General features: G+C 59.4%; 16 protein-coding genes. 8 read left to right on the top strand and 8 right to left on the bottom strand.

Annotated features, from left to right (window positions below; translation table 11 throughout):
• The first annotated feature begins 181 nt into the window (after nucleotides 1–181).
• The gene (locus NKJ88_RS33095) at nucleotides 182–406 is read left to right on the top strand and encodes a Y4oE-related protein (RefSeq protein ID WP_081725497.1); all 225 of its coding nucleotides are present in this window, start codon (nucleotides 182–184) and stop codon (nucleotides 404–406) included.
• Nucleotides 407–987: 581 nt separating this feature from the next.
• On the opposite strand, the gene NKJ88_RS32675 is transcribed toward NKJ88_RS33095, so the two are convergent.
• Together NKJ88_RS32675 and NKJ88_RS32670 are read right to left on the bottom strand one after the other, a co-directional pair.
• Nucleotides 988–1,200, bottom strand: a complete 213-nt coding sequence (locus NKJ88_RS32675) for a hypothetical protein (protein ID WP_023690461.1) — start codon at nucleotides 1,198–1,200, stop codon at nucleotides 988–990.
• A gap of 132 nt (nucleotides 1,201–1,332) precedes the next feature.
• Nucleotides 1,333–1,491: a hypothetical protein gene (locus tag NKJ88_RS32670; protein WP_352446949.1), complete on the bottom strand. Its 159-nt coding sequence runs from the start codon at nucleotides 1,489–1,491 to the stop codon at nucleotides 1,333–1,335.
• 414 nt (nucleotides 1,492–1,905) lie between these two features.
• Here NKJ88_RS32670 and NKJ88_RS32665 point away from each other — a divergent pair, with 414 nt between their 5' ends.
• The 3 genes from NKJ88_RS32665 to NKJ88_RS32655 all read left to right on the top strand — a co-directional run bounded on the left by NKJ88_RS32665 (nucleotide 1,906) and on the right by NKJ88_RS32655 (nucleotide 3,348).
• Nucleotides 1,906–2,124, top strand: coding sequence for a hypothetical protein (locus tag NKJ88_RS32665; protein ID WP_023685378.1), 219 nt, complete (start codon nucleotides 1,906–1,908; stop codon nucleotides 2,122–2,124).
• 39 nt (nucleotides 2,125–2,163) lie between these two features.
• Entirely contained in the window at nucleotides 2,164–2,538 is a 375-nt protein-coding gene (locus NKJ88_RS32660; RefSeq protein ID WP_352446948.1) for a class I SAM-dependent methyltransferase, read from the top strand.
• 585 nt (nucleotides 2,539–3,123) lie between these two features.
• The gene (locus tag NKJ88_RS32655) at nucleotides 3,124–3,348 is read left to right on the top strand and encodes a hypothetical protein (protein WP_023670653.1); all 225 of its coding nucleotides are present in this window, start codon (nucleotides 3,124–3,126) and stop codon (nucleotides 3,346–3,348) included.
• Between the two features lie 288 nt (nucleotides 3,349–3,636).
• Here NKJ88_RS32655 and NKJ88_RS32650 read toward each other — a convergent pair whose 3' ends face one another.
• Genes NKJ88_RS32650 through NKJ88_RS32635 form a run of 4 tightly spaced genes read right to left on the bottom strand, consistent with a single transcriptional unit; the run spans nucleotide 3,637 to nucleotide 5,102 of the window.
• Entirely contained in the window at nucleotides 3,637–3,915 is a 279-nt protein-coding gene (locus NKJ88_RS32650; protein WP_023670652.1) for a hypothetical protein, read from the bottom strand.
• Between the two features lie 42 nt (nucleotides 3,916–3,957).
• On the bottom strand, nucleotides 3,958–4,299 hold the full coding sequence (locus NKJ88_RS32645) for a transposase (RefSeq protein WP_352446947.1): 342 nt from the start codon (nucleotides 4,297–4,299) through the stop codon (nucleotides 3,958–3,960).
• A 34-nt stretch (nucleotides 4,300–4,333) separates the two neighbouring features.
• Nucleotides 4,334–4,648, bottom strand: coding sequence for a LysR substrate-binding domain-containing protein (locus tag NKJ88_RS32640; protein ID WP_084630787.1), 315 nt, complete (start codon nucleotides 4,646–4,648; stop codon nucleotides 4,334–4,336).
• The gene (locus NKJ88_RS32635; RefSeq protein ID WP_352446946.1) at nucleotides 4,554–5,102 is read right to left on the bottom strand and encodes a LysR family transcriptional regulator; all 549 of its coding nucleotides are present in this window, start codon (nucleotides 5,100–5,102) and stop codon (nucleotides 4,554–4,556) included. The genes NKJ88_RS32640 and NKJ88_RS32635 overlap by 95 nt, the downstream gene beginning before the upstream one ends.
• Nucleotides 5,103–5,290: 188 nt before the next feature.
• Here NKJ88_RS32635 and NKJ88_RS32630 point away from each other — a divergent pair, with 188 nt between their 5' ends.
• The 4 genes from NKJ88_RS32630 to NKJ88_RS32620 all read left to right on the top strand — a co-directional run bounded on the left by NKJ88_RS32630 (nucleotide 5,291) and on the right by NKJ88_RS32620 (nucleotide 8,044).
• Nucleotides 5,291–5,830 carry a VOC family protein gene (locus NKJ88_RS32630; protein WP_352446950.1) on the top strand — a complete coding sequence of 180 codons (540 nt, stop codon included), beginning with the start codon at nucleotides 5,291–5,293 and terminating at the stop codon, nucleotides 5,828–5,830.
• A gap of 403 nt (nucleotides 5,831–6,233) precedes the next feature.
• Complete coding sequence (locus tag NKJ88_RS33090) at nucleotides 6,234–6,680, top strand: exopolysaccharide production repressor protein (RefSeq protein ID WP_502902986.1); 447 nt, start codon at nucleotides 6,234–6,236, stop codon at nucleotides 6,678–6,680.
• A gap of 193 nt (nucleotides 6,681–6,873) precedes the next feature.
• On the top strand, nucleotides 6,874–7,176 hold the full coding sequence (locus NKJ88_RS32625; RefSeq protein ID WP_023670645.1) for a DUF1330 domain-containing protein: 303 nt from the start codon (nucleotides 6,874–6,876) through the stop codon (nucleotides 7,174–7,176).
• Between the two features lie 568 nt (nucleotides 7,177–7,744).
• Entirely contained in the window at nucleotides 7,745–8,044 is a 300-nt protein-coding gene (locus NKJ88_RS32620; protein WP_155927313.1) for a hypothetical protein, read from the top strand.
• A gap of 120 nt (nucleotides 8,045–8,164) precedes the next feature.
• On the opposite strand, the gene NKJ88_RS32615 is transcribed toward NKJ88_RS32620, so the two are convergent.
• A complete protein-coding gene (locus NKJ88_RS32615; protein WP_352446945.1) occupies nucleotides 8,165–8,389 on the bottom strand; it encodes a hypothetical protein in 225 nt (74 codons plus the stop codon).
• A gap of 354 nt (nucleotides 8,390–8,743) precedes the next feature.
• A complete protein-coding gene (locus NKJ88_RS32610; protein WP_352446944.1) occupies nucleotides 8,744–9,493 on the bottom strand; it encodes a hypothetical protein in 750 nt (249 codons plus the stop codon).
• Between the last annotated feature and the right edge of the window lie 728 nt (nucleotides 9,494–10,221).

Here is a 10,221-nt window from a genome sequence, read left to right as displayed (position 1 = left end):
CGTTACCGTTCGTGGCGCGCCTTAGGCGGCTCAAAGCAAACCAAATCCGGGTGAACGCGTTGGATGCCATATGTATTAGAAACCATGAATAGATAAACGAATGTGTAAAAAACCCATTCCGATTCGATGAAGTCCGACCTGCCAGACGAAATAGGTGCGCTGCAATTCCTCCTCGCCTCGCATGTACCGAGATCAGGCCGCTCAATCTGCGGTCGATCTCTACGGGTTGGAAGCGGCGACCGCCGTGGCGCAGTGCGCTTTGGAGGCTCATTTCGACGGTCGACCAGATGACTATCGCTTTTGGTGCGATGTCTTTCACCAACTGAGAAGAGCAACTGACGGAACTTTTGCCGCGAAATCGTGTTCGTTCGAGCATGACCAGAATAGCCGACCTTGGACCGCCTAAGCCCGGCAAGCCACACCAACCGCAGGACGGGCACGATCGATTTCACCCATGCCCGATCTGCGGCCAGCAGGTCGACAAGCGCGACTTCCGCCAGGTCATGTGGCACGAGCAACCAGATCATGAGCCGCTGGAGCTCGATCAGTGAGGCAGGAACAACTGGGCCGCCAGCCAGAAGCCGACGGCCATCAAAGACAAAACAACGAGTGCGACGAGGAACAGCCTCATCGCCGGTTCCTACCACGCGTCAGAACAAAACCCGCCGACCGAAGCCAGCGGGCTTTTGTTGCAGGGCCGTGGTTTGCTTAGGATGTGGATCGCGGTTCAACACTGGGTGCCAATTGCGCCGTCACTGCGCTGAGACGCCCACGTTTGGTCAGTACTGGCTTGCTGTATTCTTTCTTCATGCAGTCCCTCCAGTGGAAATTTGAGGCAAAGCGCATTTACAGCCAAAGGTTGTCAATCAGCCCGCGCCTTGTCAATTCAAAAGGTGCCCGCCGCCCTTGCGTCCGGCGGACGAGAGACGTCACACCGCAAGCATCTCACCAGCCATGGAATCGTCCAACACCGTCCAGGTACTGAGGTTACCTAGCCGCAGGAGGGTCCTGAAGCCGCACAACCTTGTCGAGATGTAGCCGTATCCGCTGGCCTTCAGCGAAGGACAGCGCAAACGATTCCAGGCCGAATGAGCGTGTAATTTCCTGGTCGGTCTCTATGATGCGGACGACCCATTCGCCACTGGCTCCGACCACTTCCACGCGAGGCGTGGCCTTGCGAATTGACACCACGTTGCTCATCACATCCTCCCTACGAAACGCAATGGCAAGTCGATTTAAGACCGTCGTAGTCGGTAGATCAATAACAAATGCTTGCTCGGATCGGACGAACCATCCTGGATGGGCATACAACGGGGGCTAATGCCACTTCAGTCAGGCGAACCCTCCGGGGAACCTCCCTTGAGATAGCGTCTGCTTCAGGTCGTTGGCATTCAGGATGGGCGCCAGCTCTTCGGCATACTCCATGTCGGGAAGGTCGACAGATGGGTGGCCCGCTACAATAGCCGGCAGCCCGGTGAACACGTCGAACACCGTCCACGTCCCATCCGGTTCCCGCCTTACGCCGTACCGCAGAGTTGCCATGAGGGGATGCTAATGGAAGCCGCGAATATATGGTACAAAAAATGCGAGCGGGCGATCGGACAACGGGCACGCCTTGCAGAAGTTTTGCCGCTACGACGGGTTCGGTCGGGCACGGCCAGAATAGCCAACCTCGGACCGCCCATCCCCGGCAAGCCACATGACCTGACTGGGAAGAGCATTTCTAGGCGCGCCCCATTTGCGCGCAAAAGGTAGACCGTCGCGACTTCCGCCAGGTGATGTGGCACGAGCAACCGGACCACCAGCCGCTGGAATGCGACGCGTAAGAGCGCAGCACAACCCAACTGGTCATCGCTATCGAAGCAGCGTTTGCGGGGCGGCCGCTTCTAGGCGCATGGTGGCTAGATGACCCGAATATGGGTGGGATCGGATGGCGCCACGATTTATAGCGAAACCACTGTCCTGGCCGACCGAACCGGCGGCTGGCTGGTCCGGGCCGGAATGAACCGGGGCAATGCCCGGCTCAACGGCTACGCTCTCGATCAAGTGCACCTGGTCCCGGAAGATCGCGCCGTGGAGGTCGGTTTCGGCGGCGCAGTTTTACTGCCGCAACTTCTCCCGTGAGGCAGCATTCGTTTGCGGGGTTGACCGCTCGCAGATGTCGTGAACGCTGCCTGCCGCCGGTTCGCCGATGCAGTGCGCGGCGGACGAGCCGAGTTCCGAATCGGGCTAGCCGAGGACTTGCCCTTGCCGGATAGCACATTCGACAAGGCTCTCAGCGTCCACACAGTGTACTTCTGGCAAAGCCTTAGAGCTGGATCCGCAGAGCTCGCTCGCGTCAAACCAGGCGGTCGCGTCGTGCTTGGCTTCCTCCCGAAGGCGCATATGGACAGGATGAACATGCCGGCCGACATTTTTACACCTCGCGAGCCGGATGAGGTCATTGCTGCCTTGCGAGATGCAGGGTTCAGCGACCCTGAAGTGCGGAGACCGAGCACGGAAACCGCATGGCTCGTTGTGACAGGCACGCGAAGATAAGTTTCGGCGCCTGGAAGCGGAAAAGCCCGCCGCCGAAGCCAACTGGCTTTGTTGCAGGGGTTTGCCTAGGCTCCTCTGGGTTCAACACTGGGTGCCAATTGCGCCGTCACTGCGCTGAGACGCCCACGTTTGGTCAGTACTGGCTTGCTGTATTCTTTCTTCACTGCAGTCCCTCTCTAGCGAATTTCGGCAAAGCGCCTTGGGCCTAAAGGTTCTCACTCATCGGTGCAGGTTGATGGCGTGCACACAGCCGTTACGGCCGAGAGCTTCTCGCGCTTCTTTAGTTCCGGCTTCTGATAAGGCTTCTTCATGCAGGGTTCCCCACGTTTGTCCCTCAATGCGAAAATGCGGTGCGCCGACCACGATTGTCAACCGGAAACACTGAAGTAGCGGCCGAGCGACGCCAGGGGCCGGCACGCGCGGTCAGGGCGGCGTGCGCAGCGTGGATGCTGCAATTGCCTGGCCGGTTGCCATGGCCTGCTAACGAGCGCACACTGCTGCGGTCGCCTCGAAAAATCAAAAACAAACAGGCACGAGGCGCTTGGGAGCGATCATCAGGCTTTCGCCCGACCAGGGAGAAGGCCCATGCCCACACCGGCACAGAGCCGGCTCATGTATTTTATGGGCCAACTCGTTCACAACGAGAGCATCGTTTCCAAGCAGGATATTATCGTCGGCTTACTGGATCACGAAGGCAGTCCGACGGCCGACGCCGACGAATTGCTGGCGAACTTGCATCGATCACTGCAACAGGCCCGACAGAGCTTGCACGAGGCGCAAGAGATCTATGGAGTCAGAAATGCGGAGTAGCGAAAAAACAAAACTCGCATACACAGCCGCAGAGTTCGCCGAAAAACACGGTTTGACCGTGAAGGCAGCCGAAATCATCCTGTCCGTGAACGGCTCCTCACGTGTGCGCTTGCGATGCAGCAGCACGCGCATTCAAAGAAGCGGTTGCGCACCGAGAACACAGCAATGACGGCGAATGAGGCCCGCGCCTGCTTCCGAGGCTGCGCGGGCCGACCATGACGAGTGGAGAGGACATCTTGGTCACCGGCAGGAATCGCTGAAGAACGAGCCGGGTGTGACCGAACAGCCTCAGAGCGAGGTTGTTCCCGACTGACGCAAAAAAGCCCGCCAACATGAGCCGGCGGGCCAAGTAATGGGTCGCTGTCCAATGAACGCGTTAGGTGTCTTCAGATGGATTTTGGTCGAGAAGCCGCCGCGCGTCAGGCGCAACAAATCGGGCGCCGATTGAACGCCCTGCGGACGCAGGAACGCCTTCGTCTCGCGGGCGCTCCGCGTAAGCAAATCTTCGCCGCCGAGAAGCTCAATCGTCTCGGCCCAACCGTCGTCTGCAAGCAATTCGTGTGTCATCGCAGTTAGAATCCCACCCGATTCCGCAGGGCAATACCTATCTTATCGCCTAGGCCCTTTTGCCCCTACCGCCGAGACATGACCGCGCACCACGGAGCTGTCGAACATCTGCACCAGGTGCGCCGACGACGAGAGCGCAGCGAGATGATCAAAGAACGTTTCGAACACGCCCGCCTTGCTCAGCCGGTCGAAGCGTTTCCAAACGCTGTTCCATTTGCCGAAACGCTCCGGCAGCGCTCGCCATGTAATGTTGTGGACTGAGAATAGTGCAGAGCCTCCACGAATAGCAGGGTCGTCCCGACCCTTGGCTCCGCGCCGTGGCAGCGATCCGCGGAACACCTCCAGCGCCGCCGACCAATCCATCTCCGTCATCTTCGTAGACATTGCCGACCTCCAGAATCAGTCGGCAATCTATGAATCACACCGGATTCCTCTCAAACCAATACCGGTGTCGTTGCGCCCACTTCTGTGCCGGATAAGCAAAGAATAGGCCGGTAAACGGTGAACGCAGTTCGGGGAGTACCCGCACCAGATCGAGCTGATGGGCGAGATAGCCTGGAAGAAAGCTGATGCCCAATCCTATCGCCACGAGCGCCCTCACCGTTAGCAGATCATCGCAGGTGAGGCCCCCTGTCAGGTCAACACCGATCTTCCGGTCGCCCGCCAGCATCGGCAGCGGTCGCGCCCATGCCTTGCTGAGGGCGATTAGATCGTGATGTTCGAGTTGCTCCAGTGAGACAGGTGTGCCCCGGCGGCCGAGGTAGGCCTTGGAAGTGTCCTGAAGGACCCGTCACGAAAGCGCGTGAGATCAGGCTGGAATCGCGCAACGGGCCGACGCGCACGGCGAGGTCGATGCCGTCGGCGACGAGATCGGCAACGCGGTCGGTGACGAAGAGATCAACGGCGACCGCCGGATAAGCCTTACGGAACGCTGCAATAACAGGCGGTAGAAGCGTCTGCGCGATATCCACTGACGCCGTCAGCCGAAGCTGTCCGTCCATCCCCGCCGACTCTGCGCGAAGCTCAGCTTCGACGGTCTCGATTTCTCGCAGCGCGATGCGACACCGCTCGAAATAGGCTTGGCCCTCGGGCGTAGCGCGCAGCTTTCTGGTCGTGCGCTGGATCAACGAGAGCCCGAGCCGTCGCTCCAGGGCCGCGACCTTGGCGCTCACTGTCGTTGCAGGCATGCCGAGACGGCGCCGCGCCGGCAAAGCTCCCTGCCTCGAGGACGTTGATGAAGACACATATCTCGTCGATGCGCATTCCCGGATTATGCAGAAAACGGGATGCTCATTCCAGTCATCTCATATTTTCCGGGCAATGCATTTGCGCGATATTTACGCTTGTCGAAATCGCCAGCAGGGGAGCGGAGGCCATGAACGATCAATCGATCAATCCCAATGACGCCGCCAGCTTCGTCGAAAAATATGCCATCAACCCGCGCGTTCGGGTCGGTCACGTCCATCTCAACGTCGCCGACATCGAGCGATCGCTAGCCTTTTATTGCGGTGCCCTCGGGTTCGGCGTCAACCTGTCGCTAGGCGAGGAGGCTGCCTTTCTCGCGGCGGGCGGATATCACCATCATCTGGCGCTCACTAACTGGAAAGGCCGCGGCGGCGCCGCGCCCCCCATTGGCACGACGGGCCTACACCATGTCGCCTTTCTCTATCCGACACGGGCGGCGTTGGCGGCTGCGCTGCGCCGCCTGCGAGCAGCAGGGGTGACGCTCACCGGCGCGAATGACCATGGCGGCTCGGAGGCGATCTATGTGCGCGATCCCGACGGCAACGGGGTAGAACTCTATTGGGATCGCCCGGAAGCGGAATGGCCGCGCAACCCGGACGGCGCGCTGAAACTGGTCAGCAATCCGCTCGACGTGGACAATCTCGCCCGCGAGGGGGCATCAGACTGCTAAGCTGGCCACCGCCATGGCGGGCTGCGTTCGGAGGACTGCTGCGACAGTGCTAGCCATTCACCGAGCCACGGAGCCGGTTGGCTGCGAGCGGAGGGCAACCATTCGGCTGGCGGGCTTCGCCACCCCAGGTAATAAAGTGTACGCTTCGAGAAGACCGTCGGCAAACTCAAGCGCTTAAAATGCATCGCAATACCCTGCGGGAAGAGAAGCGAAGCTTCGCATCCGAGCTTAGGACTTGACCGGCGGCTAGCCAGACGGCTCCCGCGCGGCTGAGACGGCCCTGTCCCGTTCCTTTGGATGAACTGCGCCTTGTGGCCGGTGATGTTCTCGATCGCCTTCAAAAGGGGTCGATGGAGCTCACAGAGCTTGGCATGCTCGCTGTGGTACGCACAGCGGCCCGACGATGCTCTTGTGCAGCGCTTCGGCTGCCGCCAGGAAGCGCTCGATTTCAGCCCGGGAAAGCTGTTCGGAAGGTTTGGTTCTGGCCATTGGTGCTTGCGCAATTACTAATTTAGTGAAACCTTACGTTCTTCTGGGGAGTAGACGTGAGACCGGTCGGTCCAGCTATGGGGCGGCATTGAACATGATGTTTTTTCCGCGATTACTGATTGGGATGTTTGCCACGTCGACCGTGGTAGTGACCTGGACTTACCTAGCAACCGATTCGTTCTGGAAGTCCCTTGCATGGACCTTGCTGATTTTTATCATCTTTCAGGTTGCATATTTCCTATTTTCATTCGCGCTTTTCGACAAGCTTTGGTTGAAAAGAACCGAAGAAATACCGAACCCTGCCGAGCCTACCTGTCGAGACGGCGGTGTCTCATCTGAAGGGCGCTCGATGACGCTTTGAGGGAGACCGCCAGACACGAGAGCAGCGATCATGCTAATCTTTGCGAACTATGCGAAAGAAGGAAAGCCGTGGCAGCGCCAACAATCATCGAAAAGCGCGCTGGCGCTGGATGTCGCACGGAGATCGTCGACAGGGTGCGGACCGACGACGCCGAAGCCGAGGAGCGCGAGGTAGGTCTAAGGAGGAAACACAGATGGCTGCCTATCTGATAGCGGATGTAGACGTAAAAGACGCTGCCTTGTTCGAGGAATATCGGCGGGACGTTCCCGCTACCGAAGAGCGGTACGGTGGGCGGTACCTGGGCCGCGGTGGCGCCACCAAGGTTTTGGAAGGTGATTGGGATCCACACCGACTGGTCATTGTCGAATTCCCCGACATGGCGTCATTGATGGGCTGGTATAATTCGCCGGAATACGCCCGGCTGATCGAGATCCGCAAACGTTCCGCTAACACCAGGATCATCGCTTTAGAAGGGATTGCAACGCCTGCGGCGTGACCCATAAGCGCGGCCAGCGGACCCGACGACAGTTGGGCATCCTCAGCGTCATTTCTTCCTCACGGCGAGATGCCGGAGCAGCAAGACCACTTAGTACACTCTATGATCAATTTGCCGCTGCGCCGGCGAGCGAGCAAAAGACGCGGGAACAGGTGTCTCGTGACCGCCGTGTTATCCCGATCATCCGAAGACGTTCGCTCTGGTGCGGGACGACTTCAAGTCCTTTTTCAAGGGTGTTCGGAGGTTGGCCCACGGCTGAAGGGCTGCACAACCAAGGGGCGACGATCAGCTTCTCCACCTTCAGACACATCGTGATAACCTGTCGGCCATGAAATCGGTGGCTTGAGAGAAACGTGGGCGGGCCCCAGGAGACTAATTTCTGCCCATGGGGAAGGCGATGTCCGCGCTAGCCGGAATGTCAGCTACCGAAGATCCGCCGCGTGAAGGCTGCCAGTCCGCTAACGGCCGCCCCAAAGCTGCCGGTCAAGACAAGGTCGCGTTGGAACCGATCCTTCGCATCCCCCGTTATCGAATGGAAGGGACATTACTTGCCATTAGGAGATGAAGAATGAAACGGCTTCTTTTTGCCACTGCCATGATGGCTCTTTCCAGCGGGCTTGCGTTCGCGGGGACGACAGGGACAACAGGGACGACGTCGAGTGGCTCCTCCACTACCACAACGATGCCGACGACAGATAACAACACGGATTCGACCACAACGAAGTCGACCAATTCGAACTCAGCGAAGGACTGTGCGCCGGGCCAGCAGAGTGGCAGTGCTAAGCAGGCCGCTCCTGGTCAACAGGATGACACCAGTGCCAAGTCCGCAGCCCCTGGACAGATGAAAACGACTGCCGAAGGTTGCTAATTGTGGCGGGAGGGGCCGGTTTGCACCGGCCGGAATGGATGCCTCCCGCTGCCGACCGGCGGCAACGGACCGGCCCGCGCCCTTCGATCAGCGCGGGCCGTTTTTCTGAAAGAACCTCCCTTAATCGTCCAAGGAGCCTGCAGCCTTTTCTTGGGCGAGCCGGAATGCATAGTTGGTTGCGGATGTGATTGTTGAATAGCGGCCCTTGGTGAAGGCAGATTTGAACGCGACAAACGCCTCAAGCGGCACGTCCAGGAAATCGTATTGCTTCCCCCGCTCGCTCAAAACCAGACCGAGAGAACCCTGGTCCGGGTCAATAGTCGAACTCATCGAGGTCGGCGGCATGGTGCGTTTCAAGAAACCAGCGTGAGCCGCGGCCAGCCGGGTATGGACCGCCCTACAGGCTGAGCTGTATTCGAAGATGTGGCCGGGCGTAGAATGACGTCGCGTTCCGCCGCTTCGCGCGCCGCCCTGATCGGAGTTTTCGCGTTGACGGTGTGGGTGGCCGTCACGGCGTCGGCTGCGATATCCTCAACACGGTATTTCGGCACTTTTGTTCCTACGCGTCGGTAGCGACTCCGCTTGTTTAGGGTCGCCCTCAAAGAGGAGAATAAGGTGGCAAGCTCGTCGTCGCCCTGCCGCCGGGGGTGTGACCCGGCGGCTTGGACGTTCGGCTAGGATCGCTCGGCTGTGACCGCCTTACGGCGTTGCCGCGGGAGTCTGCTTGGCAGCCATCTCGTCGATCTTCTCGGCAAGCACGCCGTTGGCCCATTCGGTGACCTTGGCGTCGACCGGCTTGTTGGCCATATCGGCGAGCGCGTCATCCAGCGATGGGACGGCGGCAGCAGCATCGGCCGCCGCTATATTGGCCGTATCGAGCGCTGCCTGCGCTGCATCGATCTGCTCCTGGGTCGGGACTTGGTCGGCCGGAGTATTCGGGTCGTTCAATTTGGCGTTCAAAGCGTCGACTTCGGCTTGGGCGGCATCCACCGCGGCTTGGGCGCTCTTCGCGGCCGCCGACGCTGTCACATAAGCCTGAATGCCGGCGAATTTCTTGCTCTTGGAGTTCATATATGCGTTGATGTTGCGCTGCAGCGAGTTCAGCCGGCCAAGCTTGGCGTGAATGTTCTTGTCCTTAGGCGTCGCGGCGACCTCAATGTCGTCGACGGCGACCTGGTCGTCGGCCGAGGCCTTCTTTCCGGCGTGAGCCGATGCCGACTTGCCGTGCGAAGCGCTGTTGCCGGACTTCCCGCCGCTGTTGCCGGACTTGCCGCTATTGCCGTGACCACCGCCATTGCCGTGACCACCGCCACTGCCGTGACCACCTCCATTGCCGTGACCACCACCATTGCCGTGACCACCTCCGTTTCCACCCGCGCCAGCGAAAGCAGGAGCGGTCACTAGCGCAAGCGCGGCAAGCGCTGCCAACAGCGTTTTTCGGGATGTCATGGTACCTCCTCAGTCGAATAGCCACCTCGCCGATTCGTTATAGAGCGGCTTATAAGAGTTTCCTAATTCGACTGAATGAACTTTAGATAAATGCTTGTTGCAATGAGCGACTGACGACTGCGAAGCGCTTTGTAACCCTCTGAAATCTAGCAAAAAATCCGGAGTCGCAGACCGTATCGCCCTTTGCGCGACTGAAGTCCCATACCGATCGGACCTTGGTCGGGCGATGCACAACCGCGGAATGCTTGCGGCATTTCGGAGTATGGCGTCACCGTGTGGCTGTGACTGCGCATTGGTAGACAACTCGCCGGGCGAAGACCCCAACTACCTCGAGCCCGGCGAGCCTTACACCTGATCAGAGTACGCGATCAGGACCGGGGATCAGCCGGCGAAAGATGTGGGTGCAATATGGGTGCCAAACTATTCGTCCCAAATTGGGACCATGCTGCGGCCTGCAAGCTGCGCTTAGGTCTCATAAAAGGCTTAGGCGTTCGCATCGGAAATGGCGATAGCTGGTTAGATCTTCCTTCCTCCGTTTGTATGATTCGTGGGCATTGGCAGGCGTGCGATATTGTTTGCCGGCGGGCGCTGAGTCTCACCGGTCGGGCCCAGCGGCCCGCCCGCCGCAAGGTGTCCCCCCGCGAGGTAGTGTGCTGAGAGTTCTGCAAATTCGCTGAGAGGGGGCGGTCATGGCAGGCTGGTGATTGTTCACGTCACCTGATTCCCGC

It is taken from the genome of Mesorhizobium sp. M0016 (assembly GCF_040324035.1).
Lineage (GTDB): Bacteria > Pseudomonadota > Alphaproteobacteria > Rhizobiales > Rhizobiaceae > Mesorhizobium.
Note: the sequence above shows the minus strand (reverse complement) of the source record. Positions and strands in the feature narration are given on the sequence as shown.

Excerpts from the sequence above, each read along its gene's own strand:
- NKJ88_RS32650 (WP_023670652.1), bottom strand. The coding sequence starts at position 3,915 with ATGACACACGAATTGCTTGCAGACGACGGTTGGGCCGAGACGATTGAG.
- NKJ88_RS32615 (WP_352446945.1), bottom strand. The coding sequence starts at position 8,389 with ATGCCGCCGACCTCGATGAGTTCGACTATTGACCCGGACCAGGGTTCT.
- NKJ88_RS32620 (WP_155927313.1), top strand. The coding sequence starts at position 7,745 with ATGAAACGGCTTCTTTTTGCCACTGCCATGATGGCTCTTTCCAGCGGG.
- NKJ88_RS32675 (WP_023690461.1), bottom strand. The coding sequence starts at position 1,200 with ATGAGCAACGTGGTGTCAATTCGCAAGGCCACGCCTCGCGTGGAAGTG.
- NKJ88_RS32645 (WP_352446947.1), bottom strand. The coding sequence starts at position 4,299 with ATGTCTACGAAGATGACGGAGATGGATTGGTCGGCGGCGCTGGAGGTG.
- NKJ88_RS33090 (WP_502902986.1), top strand. The coding sequence starts at position 6,234 with ATGCTCTTGTGCAGCGCTTCGGCTGCCGCCAGGAAGCGCTCGATTTCA.
- NKJ88_RS32665 (WP_023685378.1), top strand. The coding sequence starts at position 1,906 with ATGACCCGAATATGGGTGGGATCGGATGGCGCCACGATTTATAGCGAA.
- NKJ88_RS32610 (WP_352446944.1), bottom strand. The coding sequence starts at position 9,493 with ATGACATCCCGAAAAACGCTGTTGGCAGCGCTTGCCGCGCTTGCGCTA.
- NKJ88_RS32635 (WP_352446946.1), bottom strand. The coding sequence starts at position 5,102 with ATGCCTGCAACGACAGTGAGCGCCAAGGTCGCGGCCCTGGAGCGACGG.
- NKJ88_RS32625 (WP_023670645.1), top strand. The coding sequence starts at position 6,874 with ATGGCTGCCTATCTGATAGCGGATGTAGACGTAAAAGACGCTGCCTTG.
- NKJ88_RS32630 (WP_352446950.1), top strand. The coding sequence starts at position 5,291 with ATGAACGATCAATCGATCAATCCCAATGACGCCGCCAGCTTCGTCGAA.
- NKJ88_RS33095 (WP_081725497.1), top strand. The coding sequence starts at position 182 with ATGTACCGAGATCAGGCCGCTCAATCTGCGGTCGATCTCTACGGGTTG.
- NKJ88_RS32655 (WP_023670653.1), top strand. The coding sequence starts at position 3,124 with ATGCCCACACCGGCACAGAGCCGGCTCATGTATTTTATGGGCCAACTC.